Annotated in this window: 17 protein-coding genes; 11 read left to right on the top strand and 6 right to left on the bottom strand. The window is 72.1% G+C overall.

Annotation, left to right across the window (positions count from 1 at the left end; translation table 11 throughout):
• Window positions 1-128 precede the first annotated feature (128 nt).
• Together OHT61_RS18555 and OHT61_RS18550 are read right to left on the bottom strand one after the other, a co-directional pair.
• Window positions 129-2,924, bottom strand: coding sequence for an FAD-binding and (Fe-S)-binding domain-containing protein (locus tag OHT61_RS18555; RefSeq protein WP_329039887.1), 2,796 nt, complete (start codon window positions 2,922-2,924; stop codon window positions 129-131).
• Between the two features lie 215 nt (window positions 2,925-3,139).
• Entirely contained in the window at window positions 3,140-4,915 is a 1,776-nt protein-coding gene (locus tag OHT61_RS18550; RefSeq protein WP_329039886.1) for an LCP family protein, read from the bottom strand.
• A 431-nt stretch (window positions 4,916-5,346) separates the two neighbouring features.
• Between OHT61_RS18550 and OHT61_RS18545 the strand changes: the two genes are divergently transcribed.
• From OHT61_RS18545 to OHT61_RS18505, 9 genes are all read left to right on the top strand, one after another.
• Entirely contained in the window at window positions 5,347-6,861 is a 1,515-nt protein-coding gene (locus OHT61_RS18545; RefSeq protein WP_329039885.1) for a sensor histidine kinase, read from the top strand.
• On the top strand, window positions 6,858-7,289 hold the full coding sequence (locus OHT61_RS18540; protein ID WP_329039884.1) for a roadblock/LC7 domain-containing protein: 432 nt from the start codon (window positions 6,858-6,860) through the stop codon (window positions 7,287-7,289). Before OHT61_RS18545 ends, OHT61_RS18540 begins: the two co-directional genes overlap by 4 nt.
• Complete coding sequence (locus tag OHT61_RS18535; RefSeq protein WP_329039883.1) at window positions 7,286-7,660, top strand: DUF742 domain-containing protein; 375 nt, start codon at window positions 7,286-7,288, stop codon at window positions 7,658-7,660. The genes OHT61_RS18540 and OHT61_RS18535 overlap by 4 nt, the downstream gene beginning before the upstream one ends.
• On the top strand, window positions 7,641-8,300 hold the full coding sequence (locus tag OHT61_RS18530; protein WP_329039882.1) for a GTP-binding protein: 660 nt from the start codon (window positions 7,641-7,643) through the stop codon (window positions 8,298-8,300). The genes OHT61_RS18535 and OHT61_RS18530 overlap by 20 nt, the downstream gene beginning before the upstream one ends.
• An 11-nt stretch (window positions 8,301-8,311) precedes the next feature.
• Complete coding sequence (locus OHT61_RS18525; RefSeq protein ID WP_329039881.1) at window positions 8,312-9,532, top strand: cytochrome P450; 1,221 nt, start codon at window positions 8,312-8,314, stop codon at window positions 9,530-9,532.
• The gene (locus OHT61_RS18520) at window positions 9,529-10,737 is read left to right on the top strand and encodes a cytochrome P450 family protein (RefSeq protein ID WP_329039880.1); all 1,209 of its coding nucleotides are present in this window, start codon (window positions 9,529-9,531) and stop codon (window positions 10,735-10,737) included. Before OHT61_RS18525 ends, OHT61_RS18520 begins: the two co-directional genes overlap by 4 nt.
• Window positions 10,738-10,846: 109 nt before the next feature.
• The gene (serC, locus tag OHT61_RS18515) at window positions 10,847-11,965 is read left to right on the top strand and encodes a phosphoserine transaminase (RefSeq protein WP_329039879.1); all 1,119 of its coding nucleotides are present in this window, start codon (window positions 10,847-10,849) and stop codon (window positions 11,963-11,965) included.
• 149 nt (window positions 11,966-12,114) lie between these two features.
• Entirely contained in the window at window positions 12,115-12,726 is a 612-nt protein-coding gene (locus OHT61_RS18510; RefSeq protein ID WP_329039878.1) for a Uma2 family endonuclease, read from the top strand.
• Between the two features lie 26 nt (window positions 12,727-12,752).
• The gene (locus tag OHT61_RS18505; protein WP_388737172.1) at window positions 12,753-13,256 is read left to right on the top strand and encodes a DinB family protein; all 504 of its coding nucleotides are present in this window, start codon (window positions 12,753-12,755) and stop codon (window positions 13,254-13,256) included.
• Here OHT61_RS18505 and OHT61_RS18500 read toward each other — a convergent pair.
• From OHT61_RS18500 to OHT61_RS18485, 4 genes are all read right to left on the bottom strand, one after another.
• Entirely contained in the window at window positions 13,241-13,681 is a 441-nt protein-coding gene (locus OHT61_RS18500) for a DUF4259 domain-containing protein (RefSeq protein WP_329039877.1), read from the bottom strand. The two genes, OHT61_RS18505 and OHT61_RS18500, sit on opposite strands and share 16 nt — an antisense overlap.
• Window positions 13,682-13,694: 13 nt before the next feature.
• Window positions 13,695-14,390 carry a class I SAM-dependent DNA methyltransferase gene (locus tag OHT61_RS18495; RefSeq protein WP_329039876.1) on the bottom strand — a complete coding sequence of 232 codons (696 nt, stop codon included), beginning with the start codon at window positions 14,388-14,390 and terminating at the stop codon, window positions 13,695-13,697.
• Between the two features lie 82 nt (window positions 14,391-14,472).
• Window positions 14,473-16,197 (bottom strand): GAF domain-containing SpoIIE family protein phosphatase, encoded by a 1,725-nt coding sequence (locus OHT61_RS18490; RefSeq protein WP_329043311.1) that lies wholly within the window; start codon window positions 16,195-16,197, stop codon window positions 14,473-14,475.
• 110 nt (window positions 16,198-16,307) lie between these two features.
• A complete protein-coding gene (locus OHT61_RS18485) occupies window positions 16,308-16,826 on the bottom strand; it encodes a GNAT family N-acetyltransferase (RefSeq protein WP_329039875.1) in 519 nt (172 codons plus the stop codon).
• A 124-nt stretch (window positions 16,827-16,950) separates the two neighbouring features.
• Between OHT61_RS18485 and OHT61_RS18480 the strand changes: the two genes are divergently transcribed.
• Entirely contained in the window at window positions 16,951-17,352 is a 402-nt protein-coding gene (locus tag OHT61_RS18480) for a PPOX class F420-dependent oxidoreductase (protein WP_329039874.1), read from the top strand.
• A gap of 146 nt (window positions 17,353-17,498) precedes the next feature.
• The gene (locus OHT61_RS18475; protein WP_329039873.1) at window positions 17,499-18,296 is read left to right on the top strand and encodes a polysaccharide deacetylase family protein; all 798 of its coding nucleotides are present in this window, start codon (window positions 17,499-17,501) and stop codon (window positions 18,294-18,296) included.
• Window positions 18,297-18,305: the final 9 nt, after the last annotated feature.

Below are 18,305 nucleotides of genomic sequence, written 5' to 3'. Positions count from 1 at the left end.
GCCTCCGCGGACGCGTGTCCCGCCCGGCCCCCGGTCCGGCGGCCGGGCGGGAGACCGCCGGAGGCTTCTCGTGCGGATCAGCTGAGGAGCCCCCGGCCGCGGCGGCTACCGGGGGATGCCGCCCGGGACTACGGCCCGTCCAGCCCCTCAGCCAGCACCTCCGCCAGATGCCGTGCCCGCCGGCCCGCGAGCTGGTCCAGCTGGGTGCGGCAGGAGAAGCCGTCGGCCAGGAGTTCCGTGCCGGGCGGCGCCGCGCGCACGGCGGGCAGCAGCCGGTCCTCGGCGCAGGCCACCGAGACGTCCCAGTGCCCCCTCTCGAAGCCGAAGTTGCCGGCCAGCCCGCAGCAGCCGCCGCTCAACTCGCCGGTCAGGCCCGCCTTCTGACGCAGTCGGCGCTCGGCCGCGTCGCCGAGGACCGCGTGCTGGTGGCAGTGGGTCTGGCCCGCGACCGTCCGGTCGAGCCGGGGCGGAGTCCACTCCGGGGCGTGCTCCTCCAGGTACTGGGCCAGGGTGCGCACGGACGAGGCCAGTGCGGCGGCGCGCGGGTCGTCGGGGAGGAGTTCGGGCAGGTCCGTGCGGAGTGTGGCGGCGCAGCTCGGTTCCAGGACGACGACCGGGCCGCCGAGGAGCGGACCCATCCGGTCCAGGGTGCGGCGCATGACGGCGCGGGCGGCGCCGAGCCGCCCCGTCGACACGTAGGTGAGCCCGCAGCACACCGCGCGGCCGGGCAGGACCGGGGTGCGGCCCGCCGCCTCCAGGACCCGGACCGCCGCCCGGCCCGCCTCGGGCGAGAGGTGGTCGGTGAAGGTGTCGGGCCACAGGGTGACGGCGGGTCCCGCCGCCGGGGCCCTGCGCGCGCGGGCCCAGGCCCGGAACGTCAGCGGCGCCAGTACCGGGAGCGCACGCTGCGGGGCGATGCCGCCGAGCCGTTTGACGAGGGCCGCGGCGGGGCCGGTCCGGGCGAGGACGTTGAGCGCGCGGGCGAAGGGTGCCGCCGCCCGCAGCCAGCGCGGCAGCCCGCCCATCGCGTAGTGGGAGGCGGGGCGCAGCCGGCCCCGGTAGTGGTGGTGGAGGAACTCGGCCTTGTACGTGGCCATGTCGACGCCGACCGGGCAGTCGGTGCGGCAGCCCTTGCAGGACAGGCACAGGTCGAGCGCGTCCTTCACCTCGGCGGAGCGCCAGCCGTCCGTGACCACCTCACCGGCGAGCATCTCGTGGAGCAGCCGGGCCCGGCCCCGCGTGGAGTGCGCCTCGTCGCCCGTCGCCCGGAAGGACGGGCACATGACGTCCGCGCCCGTCCCCGGCCCGGCCGTACGGCACTTGGCGACCCCGACGCAGCGGCGTACGGCGGCGGAGAAGTCGCCGTCGTCGTGCGGGTAGCCGAAGGCCACGTCCACCGGGCGGCCGGGGAGCACGGCGAAGCGCAGGTTCTCGTCGAGGCGGGCGGGGCGGGCGAGGATGCCGGGGTTCAGGCCGCCGTCCGGGTCCCAGAGATCCTTGAACCGGGTGAACAGGCCCACCATCTCGTCCCCGTACATCCGGGGCAGCAGTTCGGCCCTCGCCTGTCCGTCGCCGTGTTCACCGCTCAGCGACCCGCCGTGCGCGACGACGAGGGCGGCCTGGTCCTCGGAGAAGCGGCGGAAGCGGGCCACGCCGCGCGCGGTCAGCAGGTCGAAGTCGATGCGCACGTGGATGCAGCCGTCGCCGAAGTGCCCGTACGGGGTGCCGTGCAGGCCGTGTTCGGCGAGCAGGGCGCGGAAGTCGCGCAGGTAGGGCCCGAGCCGGGGCGGCGGTACGGCGCAGTCCTCCCAGCCGGGCCAGGCCTCTCCCCCGCCGTCCGGCATCCGGGTCGCCGTCCCCGCGGCGTCCTCGCGGACGCGCCACAGGACGCGCATGGCGGCGGGGTCGGTGACGACGGTGCCGTCCAGGGCGTCGGCCGCCCGCACGATCCGTCCGGCGTGCGCGCGGGCCTCGGCGGGGGTCACGCCGCCCGCCTCCACGAACAGCCAGGCACCACCGCGCGGCAGACCGGCGGGCTCCCGTACGAGGTCGGCGGCCATGCCCTCGACGGTGAGCGGCCCGTACGGGAGGAGGCCGGGGGCGGCTTCGGCGGCGGCGGACTCGTCGGGGTACCCGAGCACGGCGAGGGCCCGGGCGGCGGGGGTCGCGACCAGGCGGACGGTCGCCTCGGTGACGACGGCCAGGGTGCCCTCGCTGCCGCAGAGTGCGCGGGCGTGGTCCGGGCCGTTCTCGGGGAGCAGGGCGTCGAGGGCGTATCCGGAGATGCGGCGCGGGAGTTCGGGGAAGCCGGTGCGCAGCAGCGCGAGATGGGCCCCGGCGAAGTCCCCGAGTCCGGGGGGTGTGTCGGGCAGGTCCCTCCCGAGGTGCAGGGACGGTCCGCCGCCGTACCGCAGGACGCGCAGGCTGCGCACGTTGTCGGCGGTGGTTCCCCAGGCCACGGAGTGCGCGCCGCAGGAGTTGTTGCCGATCATCCCGCCGAGCGTGCAGCGGCTGTGGGTGGACGGGTCGGGGCCGAACGTCAGCCCGTGCGGGGCGGCGGCGGCCCGCAGGTCGTCCAGCACGACGCCCGGTTCGACGACGGCGGTGCGGGATGCCGGGTCCAGCGCGGTGATCCTGCGCATGTGGCGGGTGAAGTCCAGGACGACTCCGGTGCCGGTGGCCTGGCCCGCGATGGACGTACCACCGCCGCGGGGCACGACCGGCACCCCGTGCTCCCGGCAGACGCGCAGGGTCCCGGCGACGTCCTCGGCGTCGCGGGGGGCGACGACGGCCACCGGAACCCGGCGGTAGTTGGACGCGTCCATCGTCGTCAGCGCGCGGGCGGTGGCGTCGGACCGCACGTCGCCGCGGACGGCGCGGGCCAGGGCCCGGACGAGATCGGGGTGCGGGTGCGGGGCGGGCATGGGGCCAGCATGCCGGACCGGTGCCCCGCTCGGCCCGTCGCGCAACGCGCGTACCCGGGGCCCACGCCCGGCCCGGCCGGACCGGTGCCCCGCTCGGCCCGTCGCGCAACGCGCACTCCCTGTCGGGCAACGCCCGGTTCCGGCCCCGTACGCGGAGAGCCCCCGCGCGCCGGACGGCGTGCGGGGGCTCTCGCGTGCAGTCGCGGGCGCCGGGGCTACTTGGCGCAGACCGCCTTGTCCGCCTCGACGCGCTGGATGTTCTCCGGCGCCTTCTGCGGGGCGGAGAGCGCGCTGCCCGCCTGCTTGAAGTCCGGGCCCAGGGTCAGCACCATCGGCTCCATGTCGGCGGCGTCCGTGGTCGTCGGCTTGAGGGCCGAGGCCGACATGCCCATCATCTCGGCCAGGCTGCGCGCCTGGTCGGCCTGGTTGGGGCCGTAGACGAGCTGGGTCTTCTTCACGTCCTGCGGGGCGTTCGCCTTGTTGGTGGACTTCAGCACGCCCTTCTCGTTCTGCAGCCAGTCCAGTGCGGCCTGGGCGGAACCGGGCGGGGCGCCGCCGTTGAACACGTCGACGCGGACGTCCGCCGGGTCGGCCTTGGCGCCCTTCAGCTTCGCGGCCTCGGCGGCCTTCTCCTCGGCCTTCTCCTGCTTCGCCACGGCGGTGAAGGAGACGTCCTCACGCATCATCGAGAAGACCTGGGGCGCCTTGGACTCGTCGAGGATGACGGTCGCCTTGTCGTCCGGGTTGTCCAGCACGGGCACCGTGGTGAACGTGATGTTCTTCGGGTCGACGGACGCCAGTTCCATGCCCAGCTTGCGCAGCTTGTTGATGTCGTCGATCTTGTCGTCGACGGTGAGTGCCTTGGTCGCCGCGTCCGCGAGCTTGAACATCTTGGTGGGGCTGGTCAGCGTGTCGTTGGACTTCAGCTTCCGCATGAGCGAACCCAGGAACTGCTGCTGGATCTCGATCCGGCTCAGGTCGCTGCCGAAGCCGACGGAGTGCCGGGTGCGCAGGAAGGAGAGTGCCTGCTCGCCCTCGATGGTGTGCTTGCCCTTGGACAGCTTCAGGTGCGAGTCCTTGTCGTTGATGTCCTTGGCCAGGCAGACCTCCACCCCCTCGACGGCGCTGGTCAGGCTCTTGACGGCGTTGAAGTCGGCCACCATGAAGTGGTCGACCTTGAGGCCGGTGAGCTCGGTGACGGTCCGCATCGTGCAGCTGGGGGTGCGCTCCGACTGTCCCAGGCTGGTGTTGAAGCGCCCGCCGGTCGTCCCGGGGATGTCCTTCTCGGTGCCGTCCTCCAGCTGGGTCGGGCACTCCGGGATGTCCGTTATCAGGTCGCGCGGGATGCTCAGCGCGGTGGCGTTCGTGCGGTCCTTGGAGACGTGGAAGAGGATGTTCGTGTCGGCGTGGCCGACGCTCCCCTTGTCGCCGTAGCCCTCGTTGCCCTCGCCGGTCCGCTTGTCCGTGCCGATCACCAGGACGTTGATCGCCCGGTCCTTGCTGAACCCGCCGGTACCGGCGCCGTCCGTCGAGACGGCGGTGATGTTGCCGTTGAAGTGCTGGTAGGCGACGTAGCCCGCGGTGCCGACGCCGACGAGGAGGAAGGCGAGCACGCCGCCGGTCCAGACCAGCGCCTTCTTCTTGCCGGACTTGGCCTTCACCTTGCGGCGCCCGGTCGTCGGCGCCGCGGCCCGGCCGCCCTGCCGGCGCGGCTCGTCCTTGCCGCCGCGGCCACCGCCCGCGCCCCTGCGCCCGCCGCGCTGGCCGGGCACCGAGGCCCGTTCACCCGGCGGCGAGGTCTCGGGCTCCGGCTTCCGGCGCGGGGCCGCCGCTCTGGCTCCGGAGGAGCGGGGGGCGCTGGACCCGGCGGGTGCGGCTGATCGCCCTGAGGAGGGGGTCAGTCGCAGTTCGTAATCACCGGTGTCCGGGTTCAGTACCCACTGGTCTGCGGGGTCGATGCCCTCGTCCCGCCCACGGCCTTGCGCGTCCACGGTTGCCTGCGTCCTCCGTCGGGGCCCCGCAGCGCCTCCCCCTTCAAGGCGCGCGGTGTGTCTTACGGCAGTGCCGACCTGGGAGGCCGTCTGCACCGGAGCGCTCACACTAGCCGCCCACCGGCCGACGAGCGACGATCGAGGCAAATCACGGCCCCCATGCGGGACATATCACCTCATTCGCCTCGACTTGCGCACGCGCAGCGCCGCGCAGGGGAGTTGGCGGCACCCTCAAGCCAGTGAAGGAATCACTTCAAGCCAGATTTCAAACAGAAGTGGCCACAAGGAATCCCCAAACAAGTCGCCAATTCTCCTATAGTTGCCTCGACTTGATCGGGAACAATCAGCTCCAGTTGTGGTTCTTTCACCGCCACCGCACCGGAAAATCCGGATTGTCCCTTTCCCTGCACCGTCCGTCCCGAGGACTCCGATTGCGCCCTTCACTCCGGCCGACCGCGCTCGCCCTGCTGGTCTCGGCAGCCGCCACCGGCGCCCTGTGCCTCTGGGCGATCGCCGCCGCCCCCGCCTCGGTACGGACCCCGCTGTCCTGGGGAGCCGGCGCGGCCGCACTGGTGGTGAGCATCGCGGTCGCCGTCACCGTCCACACCCTCGCCACCGCACGCAACCTGCGGGCCCTGCGGGTCGCGGACGCCGACCGCTTCACGGCCGAGACCTCACGCCTCGTCTCGACCTCGGCCGCCGAGGCCCAGCGCTTCACCGCCGAGACCGCCCGGATCAGGTCCACCGCCGCCGCCGAGGTCGCGCGGACCACCGCGGAGGCCGATGCGCGGGTCGCGCGCACCACCTCCGAGGCGGCCGAGCAGCACGAGCGCCTCACCGCCGAGGCCGCGCGGCTCGCCGCGCGCGCCCGGCGCAGCGAGACCGAGCGCTCCGCGGCGATCTCCGCCTGCGCCAACGCGGCGGGCCGCATGCAGGCGCTGTCCACGAGCATGCTCGCCGACCTGCGCGAGATGGAGCACCGTCACACCACCGAGGACGTGCTCGGAGACCTGCTCCACCTGGATCACCGCACCGCCCAGGCGGGCCGGCTCGCCGACTCCATCGCCGTACTGACCGGTGCGCGTTCCGGGCGCCGCTGGGCCAAGCCGATCGTGATGGAGTCGATCCTGCGCGGCGCGATGGGCCGCATCGGCGGCTACCAGCGCATCCGCCTCCACTCCACCAGCGACGTGGCGATCGCCGGCCACGCCGCCGAGGGCGTCATGCACGCCCTGGCGGAGCTGCTTGACAACGCTGCCAACTTCTCGCCGCCCACGGCCGAGGTCCATGTGTACGTCGAGGAGGTCCCGGCGGGCATCGTGGTCACCGTCGAGGACAGCGGCCTGGTCATGAGCGACGTGCAGCTGCGCCGCGCCGAGCGGGCCGTGTCGGCGGAGAACCAGGACCTCACCGCCATCTCGGGCACCCGGCTGGGCCTGGCCGTCGTCGGCAGGCTGGCCCGCAAGCACGGCCTCACCGTCTCCTTCCGGCCGTCGGCACGCGGGGGCACGGGCGCGCTGATGATGCTTCCCCAGGAGCTCATCTCCCGTACGCCGGCCCTCCTCCCGGCACCCGTCCCCGAGCCCGTGGCGCCGCCGGAGCCGGAGCCGGACCACTCGACGCCCGGCACCGACCGGACGACCGCGGAGACGGCGCGCACGGACGGTTCCGCGCCCGCGCGCGGCGACGGCACCCAGCCGGAGACGGCGGAGTCCGAGGCGGAGACAACCGGTTCCGTCCCCCAGTTCGGTGACAGCGGCCTCCCCAAGCGCCGCCGCGGCCGCACCCTGGCCGCCGCCGAAGCCCGTACCGGCAATGCCGAACCCGGCGGAGCCGATTCCCCCAGGCCCCGTGCCACCGACCCGAAGGTCCAGGCTGCCCGCTTCAGCACCTTCAGCCAGGCGGTACGAGCCAACTCCCCGCACCCGGAAGGCAACACCCGATGAGCGCGACCACCGACGAGAAGCTCAACTGGCTGCTGGAGGGGCTGCTCGACCGGACGCCCGGCGCCCGGCACGCCCTCGTCCTCTCCAGGGACGGGCTCAAGCTGTGCCGGACCCCGGAGCTCTCCGTCGACCAGGCGGACCAGCTGGCCGCGATCTCGGCGGGCATCCAGAGCCTGTCGCACGGCGCGTCCATCGAGTTCGGCGACGGCACCGGCGGCGTACGGTCCGCGATGACCGAGTTCTACGGCGGCGTGCTGTTCATCGTCGAGGCGGGCGCGGGCGCCCACCTGGCGGTCGTGGCCGCCGAGGACTCCGACGTCGGTCTCGTCGGCCACAACATGAGCGAACTCGTCGAGCAGCTGGGCGAGTACCTCGTGGCCCCGCCGCGTGAGGCGGCGGCCCCGGCCGCGGAAACAGCGGACGTATGACGACGCCCGTACCGCGTCCCCGCCCGGGACGCGACGACGATCCGGACCGGCTGTACACCCTGACGGGTGGCCGCAGCCGGTCGGACTCGGCCGCGTTCGACCTGGTGACGCTCGTCGTCGCCGAGTGCGATCCCACTCCGGGCATGCAGTCGGAGCACGTCGCGATCCTGCGGATGTGCCAGCTTCCCACCGCGGTCGTCGAGGTCTCGGCCACCCTGAACCTGCCCGTGAGCATCGTGCGCATCATGCTGTGCGATCTGCTCGACACCGGCCGGATCAGCGCCCGCCATCCCCGTACTGCACGTGTCGAGGACCGGCTCCCCGACACCGACACCCTGGAACAGGTGCTCGTTGGACTCCGCAACCTCTGACCGTGCCGCCCTGCAGGCGACGGCCGACAACGGACTGAAGATCGTCGTCGTCGGCGGCTTCGGGGTCGGCAAGACCACCATGGTCCGTTCCGTGAGCGAGATCCGTCCGCTCAACACGGAAGAGACCATGACCCGCGCGGGCGAGGCCGTCGACGACCTCGAAGGTGTGCACTCCAAGACGTCGACCACGGTCGCCTTCGACTTCGGCCGGATCACGCTCGACGCGCGCTCCGTCCTGTACCTCTTCGGCGCGCCCGGACAGGAGCGCTTCTGGTTCCTGTGGGACCGGCTGTTCTCCGGCACCCTGGGGGCCGTCGTCCTCGTCGACACCCGGCGGCTGGCCGACTCCTGGTACGCGATCGACCGCCTGGAGCACCACGGCACGCCGTTCATCGTGGCGTGCAACGACTTCGGCGGCCCGCTGCACACCGAGCAGCAGATCCGCGAGGCCCTCGACCTCGCCCCCGACGTCCCGCTCGTGGAGTGCGACGCACGGGACCGGTCCTCCAGCAAGTACGTCCTGATCACGCTCGTCGAGCATCTCTACGCGCTGTCCCTGGCACGCGAGAAGAACGCCGACGCGGCGCTGGCGGGCGGCCCCGCCGCCGCCCCGGCGATGACCCCGGAGCCCACGCTGTGACCAAGTGCCCCATGAACGGGACCGCCACCCCGCTGTCCGGCCCGCGCTTCCAGACGGACCCCGTGCAGCTGTACCGGGAGATGCGCCGCGACCAGGGCTCCGTGGCCCCGGTGGTGCTCGACGGCGACATACCCGCGTGGCTGATCCTCGGGTACCGGGAACTGCACCAGGTCACCAACGACCCGGTGCTCTTCAGCCGGGACTCCGACCTGTGGAACCAGTGGGAGAACATCCCGGACGACTGGCCGCTGCTCCCGATGATCGGGCGCAAGCAGCCGTCGATCCTCTACACGGTGGGCGAGCGGCACACCGTGCGCGCCGGCATGATCAGCGACGCGCTGGAGGCCGTGGACCCGTTCGCGCTCAAGCGGTACGCAGAGGAGTTCGCGGACGACCTCATCGACCGCTTCTGCTCCTCCGGCCGGACCGACATCATCGCCGAGTACGCGATGCTGCTGCCCGCCCGGGTGCTGGCCAAGATCTACGGCTTCAGCGACGAGGTCGGCGGGCCGCTCGTCGGCGCGCTCAACGACATGATCGACGGCCGGGAGCGGGCCCTGGCCGGGCAGCAGCACCTGGGATCGTCGATGTTCCAGCTCCTGACCGACAAGCACGCGGAGCCGGGTGACGACGTCGCGACCAGGATGCTCCAGGACCCCGGCGGCTTCACCGACGAGGAGGTCGCCCAGGACCTCATGGTGATGATGGCCGCCGGCCACCAGCCGACCGCGGACTGGATGGGCAACTCCCTGCGGCTGATGCTGACGGACGACCGTTTCGCCGCGTCGCTCTCCGGCGGCCGGCACAGCGTCGCCGAGGCGATGAACGAGGTGCTCTGGGAGGACACCCCCACCCAGAACGTGGCCGGCCGCTGGGCGTCCCGCGACACCCACCTCGGCGGACAGCACGTCCGCGCCGGGGACCTGCTGCTCCTCGGCATCGCGGCCGCCAACGGCGACCCGCAGGTACGCACCGACGGCTCGGCCCTGACCGGCGGCAACAACGCGTTCCTCTCCTTCGGCCACGGCGAGCACCGCTGCCCGTTCCCGGCCCAGGAGACCGCGGAGGTCATCGCACGTACGGGGATCGAGGTGCTCCTGGACCGGCTCCCGGACGTCGACCTCGCCGTCCCCGCGGAAAAGCTGACCCGGCGTCCGTCCCCGTGGCTGCGCGGCCTGACGGACCTGCCGGTGACCTTCACTCCCACCCCCGCTCTTGGAGGGCAGAAATGACCCGGATCGTCCTCGATCCCCTCGTCGCAGACCTCGACGGCGAGAGCGCGGCGCTGCGCGCCGCCGGACCGCTGGCCGAGGTGGAGCTCCCCGGCGGGGTGCACTGCTACGCGGTGACGCACCACGCCGAGGCCCGCCAGCTGCTCACCGACAGCCGTGTCGTGAAGGACATCAACGTCTGGAACGCGTGGCAGCGCGGCGAGATCCCGATGGACTGGCCGCTGATCGGTCTCGCCAACCCGGGCCGCTCGATGCTGACGGTCGACGGCGCCGACCACCGCAGGCTGCGCACCCTCGTGGCGCAGGCCCTGACGGTGAAGCGGGTGGAGCGGCTGCGGTCCGGTATCGAGGCGCTGACGAACGCGTCCCTCGACAGGCTGGCCGCGCACCCCAGGGGCGAAGCGGTCGACCTGAAGGCGGAGTTCGCCTATCCGCTGCCGATGAACGTCATCAGCGAGCTGATGGGCGTGGACGCGGCCGACCATCCCCGGCTCAAGGAGCTGTTCGAGAAGTTCTTCTCGACGCAGACCCCGCCGGAGGAGGTCCCGCAGATGATGGCGGACCTCGGCGCGCTGTTCACGAAGATCGTCGACGGCAAGCGCGCGAACCCGGGCGACGACCTGACCAGCGCCCTCATCGCGGCCTCCGAGGACGGCGACCACCTCACCAACGAGGAGATCGTCAACACGCTGCAGCTGATCATCGCGGCGGGCCACGAGACGACGATCAGCCTGGTCGTCAACGTGGTCGAGGCCCTCCAGACCCACCCCGAGCAGCGCAAGCGCGTGCTGAACGGGGAGGTGCCGTGGGAGAACGTGATCGAGGAGACCCTGCGCTGGAACACCCCCACCTCGCACGTCCTGATCCGTTTCGCGACGGAGGACATCGAGGTCGGTGACAAGGTCCTGCCCAAGGGTGAGGCCCTGATCGTCTCCTTCGGGGCGCTCGGCCGCGACGAGAAGCAGTACGGGCCGACCGCAGGTGAGTTCGACATCACCCGGTCCCCCAACCGTCACATCGCTTTCGGCCATGGTCCGCACGTGTGCCCGGGCGCCGCGCTGTCCCGTCTGGAGGCGGGGGTCGCGCTGCCCGCGCTGTACGAGCGCTTCCCCGACCTGGACCTGGCGGTACCGGCCGCGGAGCTGCGGAACAAGCCGATCGTCACCCAGAACGACCTCCACGAACTGCCGGTCGACCTCGGCTGATCCACGGCGTCGCTTTCCGGCCGAACAGGCCGTCCGCGATCCGGAGTGTGCGTCTCACCGGACGGACAGGGCTCCCTGACCGCTTCCCCGAGGGACTACGCTCCGGATCGTGGCTGACATCCAGATTCCCGCTGACCTCAAGCCCGCCGACGGACGTTTCGGCGCCGGCCCCTCCAAGGTGCGGACGGAGGCGGTCGACGCGCTGGCCGCGACCGGCACCTCCCTGCTCGGAACATCCCACCGCCAGGCCCCGGTCAAGAACCTGGTCGGCGAGGTACGTGACGGTGTGCGCAGCCTCTTCTCCCTCCCCGAGGGTTACGAGGTCATCCTGGGCAACGGCGGCTCCACCGCCTTCTGGGACGTCGCGACGCACGGCCTGATCGAGTCGAAGTCGCAGCACCTGAACTTCGGCGAGTTCTCGTCGAAGTTCGCGAAGGCCGCCAAGCTCGCGCCGTGGCTGGCCGACCCGACCGTCATCGCCTCGGACCCGGGCACCCACCCGGACCCGCGGGCCGAGGCCGGCGTCGACGTCTACGCCTTCACCCACAACGAGACCTCCACCGGTGTCGCGGCCCCGGTGAAGCGGGTCGCGGGCGCCGACGAGGGTTCGCTCGTCCTCGTGGACGCCACGTCCGGTGCGGGCGGCCTGCCGGTCGACATCACCGAGACCGACGTCTACTACTTCGCCCCGCAGAAGTCCTTCGCCTCCGACGGCGGCCTGTGGATCGGCGTGTTCTCCCCGGCGGCCCTGGAGCGGGCCGCCCGCGTCCACGCCTCGGGCCGGCACATCCCCGAGTTCTTCTCGCTGCCCACCGCGATCGACAACTCCCTGAAGAACCAGACGTACAACACCCCGGCGCTGGCCACCCTCTTCCTGCTGAACGAGCAGCTCAAGTGGATGAACACCCAGGGCGGTCTGGACTTCACCACGGGCCGCACCGCCGCCTCCGCGCAGAACCTGTACGGCTGGGCCGAGGACTCCAAGTACGCCACCCCGTTCGTCACCGACCCGGCGAAGCGCTCGCAGGTCATCGGCACGATCGACTTCGAGGACGGCGTCGACGCCGCCGCGGTCGCCAAGGTGCTCCGCGCCAACGGCATCGTCGACACGGAGCCCTACCGCAAGCTGGGCCGCAACCAGCTGCGCGTGGCGATGTTCCCGGCCATCGATCCGGCGGACGTCCAGGCGCTGACGGCGTGCATCGACTACGTGATCGACAAGCTGTAGGCAGGCACACGGAAGCGGCCCGGCACACGTCCTGTGTGCCGGGCCGCTTCCGTGTCACCCGGCCGGGTGAAGCACGGTCCTGCGGAGCACGGGGGCACGCCCCGGCCTACGATGATGCTCTCGACACCAGCCATTCCAGGAGGACCGCAATGTCTGCAGCAGCAGTCGAGCACCCCTGTGACGATGAGCCGGAGACGCAGCTCGAAACGGCCAACCGGCTGATGGAACAGCTTCCGGGTCATCGCGTCGAGATCATCGGAGGCGTCATCACCGTGGCACCACCCCCGGACGGCCCGCACGCCCGCGCGCTCACCAAGCTGATGCGGCCCTTCATCGCCGCGGGACTCGACGACGGCGAGACGGAGGTCCTCCAGGGAATCGGCCTGTGGCTCCCCTCCGGCCCCGAGGACTACGCCATCCCGGACCTGGCCATCGTCGACGCCGACCTCGACGAGCACCTCATCGAGAACAACTGCTACGACCCCGCCTGCTTCCGCCTGGTCCTGGAGGTCACCTCCGGGAACTACCAGAACGACATGCGCAACAAGGTCACCGCGTACGCCCAGGCAAAGATCCCCGTCTACGTCGTCGTCGACCGAAAGCACAGCCGGATCCACGTGCTGACCGAGCCGCTGCCCTCCGGCTACGACCGGCACGAGGTGTACGCCCCCGGCCAGGAGGCTCCCCTCCCCTCCGTCCTGGGCACCGAGGTGTCCCTGGACGTCGCCGAGCTGGTGAAGGCGGGCCGCCCCAAGCGCTGAGAGCGCGGGCCGCTACCGTTCGCGGCGTGATCTCCTCGACAGCCCAAGTCCCGTACACCGGGAGCGAGAAGGAGTCCCTGCACACGAGCCTGGACCGGCACCGGGACGTGGTGCTCTGGAAGCTCGAAGGCCTGGACGACGAGCAGCTGCGCCGCCCCATGACCCCGACGGGGACGAACCTGCTGGGCATCGTGAAGCACCTGGCCACCGTCGAGTACGGCTGGTTCTGCGCCGCGTTCGGTCACGCGACCGAGGATTTCTGGTTCGACACCTCCAAGGACGACATGACCGTCGCACCCGACGAGTCGACAGAACGGATCCTCGCGTTCTACGCCCGCGCCCGCGCCGCCGCCGACCGGTCGATCGAGGAGACCGGGCTGGACACCACCGGGACCTCCTGGAACGGCAACACGGTGTCCATGCGCTGGGTCCTCATCCACATGATCGAGGACGTGCTGCGGCACGCCGGACACATGGACATCGTCCGTGAGCTGATCGACGGGGCGACGGGTTCCTACCCGGCTCCCTGACCCGCGGGCGGGGCCATGGCCCCGCCCAGCACGGCGCGGAGCTCCCGCACCCCCGCACTCCACCGCTCCCCCTCGCCCGCGTCCGCCCACAGCTCCAGCAGCTCGGACTCCCCCGCCACCACCCGGTCGAGGGCGGTGACGGCGAGCCCGCACAGTTCGGGTGCGAGCGGGGGTACGGGGTCGTCGGGGCCGTAGACCGAGTCCACGGGTATGCCTCCCGGGCGCTGGGCGGCGAGCAGGGCCGCCGCGGCGACGGCCACCACACCGTCGTCGGCGTCGAGGTGCTCGTCCGCGCCCGTGCGGGCGGCGAGGGCGAGCGCCTCGCGGATGATCTCCTCACGCCGTCCGGGCCGCGCGTCATCGAGGCGCCCGGCGAAGTCCGCCGCGGTGTCGCTGTCGAAATGGCCCATCCCCCAGGTCCCCACGGGACCCCCTTCCTCAGCCGGTGTCCCCATCCTGCCGCCCACCACTGACAGTCGGCTTCCGGGCGAGCAGGAACGCCTGGGGCGTCTTCTCCGGGAAGGGGCCCTCGGTGTCGGTCTCCCGCACCGTCCGGGCCAGCATGGCCAGCCCGGCCGCCTTCAGGAGCTCCGCGACCCGTTCGGGCCGCCGGCGGCGGAAGTCGAGCGCGATGTCCTTGCCGAAGGCCTCGTCCCTGCGCAGCACGTCGTCACCCACCTGGAACCCCAGGAGGATGTGGCCGCCGGGCCTCAGCACGCGGAAGAACTCGGCGAACACCAGTGGAAGTTGCTCGTCGGGGACGTGGATCGTCGAGTACCAGGCCAGCAACCCGCCGAGATCCCCGTCCGCGAGGTCGAGCCCGAGCATGGAACCCTCGTCGAACCGCAGGTCCGGGTGGTCCCGCCGGGCCGCCGCCAGCATCTGCGGGGAGAGGTCGATGCCGAACACGTCGACACCGAGCCCGTGCAGGTATCCGGTCACCCGCCCGGTGCCGCAGCCGACGTCGGCCACGGGCCCTCCCCCGTCGGCCAGGACGAGTTCGGCGAAGGCCGTCACCAGGGCGCGGTCGAGCGGCTTGGTCCCCAACTCGTCGCGGAAGAGCGAGGAGTAGTCGTCGGCGATGGCGTCGTACGACGCCCGGGTGGTGTGCAGGAAATCCAGCGTGTCGGTCACGGTCCGGCACTGTAGTGCGGTGCCGCCGGGCGGGGGCGGCTTTCGGAAGGAAACCGGGCCGCGACGTGCAGGGGCGGGTTCCTCAGGTGACGCGGACGACGAGCACCGCCACGTCGTCGCGCTGGGGCATGTCGTCCAGGCGGTGGGCGAGCGTCTCCAGGACCATCGGCAACGGGCGGTCGCCGACGGCCGCGAGGGTGGCGGCGGTCTCCTGGACGCTCTCGTCGATGTCGTTGTCGCGGCGTTCGACCAGCCCGTCGGTGTAGAGCAGGAGCACGCTGCCCCGGGGGAGCGGGTGTTCCCGGTCGTGGCGGGGGACACCGTCGGGGGTGCCGAGCAGCATAAGGTCGTGCGCGCGGAGCGCCGTGACCTCACCCTCGGGGGAGCGCACCAGCGGCGGTGGGTGTCCCGCGTTGGACCAGGTGAGCAGCCACCGGCCGTCGTGCGGGTCGAGGCGCGCGTGCACCGCCGTGGCACCGGGGCCCAGGGGCAGTGCCTCGAAGGCGCTGTCGACCGCCTTCAGGGCGGCGGCGGGCGAGTGGGCGGCGCGCGCGAGGGTGGCCTGCCGGAGCATGCTGCGGACCTGGCCCATGACCGTGGCGGCCTGGACGTCGTGTCCGATGACGTCACCGATGGACAGCATGAGGGACCACTGCCCGGAGGCCGGGGGGTGCTGCAGCCGGTAGGCGTCGTACCAGTCGCCGCCCACCATGTCCTGGTCGGTGGCCGGCAGGTAGAGGGCCGCCATGTCCAGGCCCGGCACGGACGGCAGTTCGGTCAGCATCGCGGCCTGGAGCTGTTCGGCCGTGCTCAGCCGGTTCTCGACGAACAGGGTGCGCTCGACGGCCTGGCTCGCGTATCCGCCGACCGCCGTGAGGACCGCTTCCTCGGTCACCTCCAGGAGGTGGGCGGCCGACCAGCACCACATCAGCACCCCGCGCCCCCGCATCAGCGGCACGCACAGGGCGGAGCGGAGGCTCAGCGCGTCGTATCCGGCGACCGCGTCCGGGCTGAAGCCCGCCACGAGCGCGTCGCGGTCCGGGACGAAGACGGTGCGCTGTTCCCTCATCGCCTGCGTGCTGGGGAAGTCGGCGTCCATGTCCAGCCGGTCGATGGCCACTTCGACCGGCCGGACGTCCTCCGGGTCGACCACGCGCCACAGGCCCCGGCCGTCCGCGAGCAGCAGGCCGACGTAGGACGGCTCGGTGGGGCCCTGGAACAGGTTTCGCAGGCGACGGGCCAGGTCCGTCAGGTCGTGGGAATGGCCCAGTTCGACCGAGGCGCGCAGCAGCAGGCGGGCGTGGTCGCGGTCCCGGCGGGTCCGCTCACTGGCGATCCTGAGCCGCAGTTCCACCGAGCAGGCGGCGGTGAGGTCCTCCAGGTCCTGCAGTTCGTCCGCCGTCCAGTCCCGGGCATGGTGGTCGATGGCGCAGAGCGACCCGAGGACGTGGCCGTCGGCGTCGGTCAGGGGCATCCCGGCGTAGGCGATCACCTGAAGGTCGGGGATGGCGAGGCTGGCGCAGGTGAGGGAGTCCAGCCGGGTGTCGGTCAGGATCAGCGGCCTGCCGGTGGCGACGACGTGCTGGCAGAAGGAGTGGCTGAGCGGGGTTCCGCGCTCGGTGGCCCAGGGTTCGGCGAGGCCGACCATGCCGGGGAAGACCTGCCGGTCGGGCTCCAGCAGGGAGACCAGGGAGACGGGGACGCGCAGGAAGCGTGTGACGAGTCGCGCGAACCGCTCCATGCCGGGATCGGCCGCCGCTGTGAGCCCTGCGAGCCGCAGGGCTTCCATCCTCCCCAGTTCGCCCACCCGGGGGCCTTTCGTCGAGGTGGCGGCCGGAGCCGTGGCGTGGAGACGCCGCTCTTCGAAGGTATAAGACAAATCAGCTGATGTCGTGATCAGGGATAGGATTCACCGCCTCACGCGGCACGCGGTGCGTCCCGCCGCCACCTCACCTCGCCGTCCTCCCACTCGTCCGTGGCGGTCAGCCCCGCCGCGGCGGCCACGGCGGCGGACGCGGCGTGGTCCGGGTGGATGTGGGCGACGACGCTCCGGACGGTCTGCCGCGTCAGCAGATGGCGGACCATTCCCACCGCCGCTTCCTTCGCATAGCCACGGCCCTGCCACGGGGTGCCGATCACCCAGGCCACTTCCGCCCGGCCGTCGCGCAGGGTGGCCTGCGCGTAGCCGGCCAGGCATCCGTCGGCGCGCACCCGGAGCACCCAGTTCCACCAGAGCTCGGCAGGGTCGGGGGAGCCGGCGCTCTGGCGTGCGTAGCGGGCGCGCAGGGTGACGGCGTCCTCCGGGGCGCCTCCCGTCCAGGTGTGCAGGGCGGGATCGGAGAGGACCGCGGCCATCTCCCGCGCGTGCGCCACGTCCAGCGGAAGTGCGTCCAGGCGGGGGGTGGAGTAGGGCTCGGGTGCGCCGTCGGCGTGCATGCGGCGGAGCCTACGCCGGTCGTCCGGCGGCGGGCGGCGGGCCCGGCGCCACCCCACCCGCGGACCCCTGCACCGGCGCCCGTTCCGAGTGTGTTCGACGGCATGCGGGGTGCACCATGGAGGCATGAGCACCATCCGCGAGCTGGAGCCCTTCGTGAGGCAGTACACCGTCCTGCTCAGCAGCCGCAGGCCGGACGGATCGGCCGCTCGCACCCCCGTCAGCATCGCCGTCGAGGGGGACCACGCCTACATCCGTACGTTCTCGTCGGCCTGGAAGGTCGACCGGATGCGCAACCACCCGGTGGTGGAGGTCGCCCCGTGCACCGTGCGCGGCGCACCGACCGGGCCGCCCGTGAAGGCGTGGGCCCGACTCCTCCAGCAGGGGTCGAAGGAGAACCTGCACGCCGCCCGGACCCTGTCCCGGAAGTACCCCGCCCTGCACGGCGTGGTCGTCCCCCTCACCCACCGCCTGAAGCGGGACCGGACCCTGCACTACGAGTTGCGCCCGGTCACGTCGGACGACTGAAGAGGCGGGGCGGGCATCGGAGTCCGGGGCGCGCGAGGTCGTGACGGTGCGACCGGTGCACGGTCGGCGAGGCGTGCGCGGTTCACTTCCCGCGGTGTGAGCATCGGCATACGCGTCGTGTATACACGGCATGTATAGTTCCCTCCATGCCTGCGATATTTGATGCGTCAACAAAGATCACGAAGAGCGTCCGCGCGGTCGCGACCCTGTCGGTGGCCGGGGCCCTGCTCCTGGGCCTCAGCGGCTGCACGCACTACGACACCAGCAAGCCGGGCGACGTACGCAAGGCCGCCGCCGCCCACGGCGCGTCCGGCGCCCTCGCCGCCGGCGCGGTCGACTGCCGCAAGGCCAAGTGCATCGCCCTCACCTTCGACGCGGGGCCGAGCGAGAACAGCCCCCGGCTGCTCGACATCCTCAAGGCGGAGAAGGTGCACGCCACGTTCTTCCTGCTCGGCAAGGGCCACATAGACAAGCACCCCGACCTGGTGAAGCGGATGGCCCGGGAGGGACACGAACTGGCCAGCCACACCTGGGACCACAAGATCCTCACCGACATCAGCGACGCGGAGGTCCGCGACGAGTTCAAGCGCACCGACGACGCGGTGGAGAAGCTGACGGGCAAGCGCCCCACGCTCATGCGCCCGCCCCAGGGCCGCACGGACAACCACGTCGGCGAACTCGCCAAGGAGGAGGGCCTGGCCCAAATACTCTGGGACGTCACCACGAAGGACTACAAGGTGCCGCCGAGCAGGACGATCACCGAGCGCGCCGTGCAGCACGCGAAGCGGGACTCCATCATCCTGCTGCACGACATCTACAAGAACACCGTGCCCGCGGTGCCCGGCGTCATCGACCAGCTCAAGGCCAAGGGCTACACCTTCGTCACCGTGCCCCAGCTGCTCGCCCCCGGCAAGGCCGAACCCGGCAAGATCTACAAGCCGTGACCGCGACGG

The sequence above is a fragment of the Streptomyces sp. NBC_00178 genome (assembly GCF_036206005.1).
Classification (GTDB): domain Bacteria; phylum Actinomycetota; class Actinomycetes; order Streptomycetales; family Streptomycetaceae; genus Streptomyces.
Note: the sequence above shows the minus strand (reverse complement) of the source record. Positions and strands in the feature narration are given on the sequence as shown.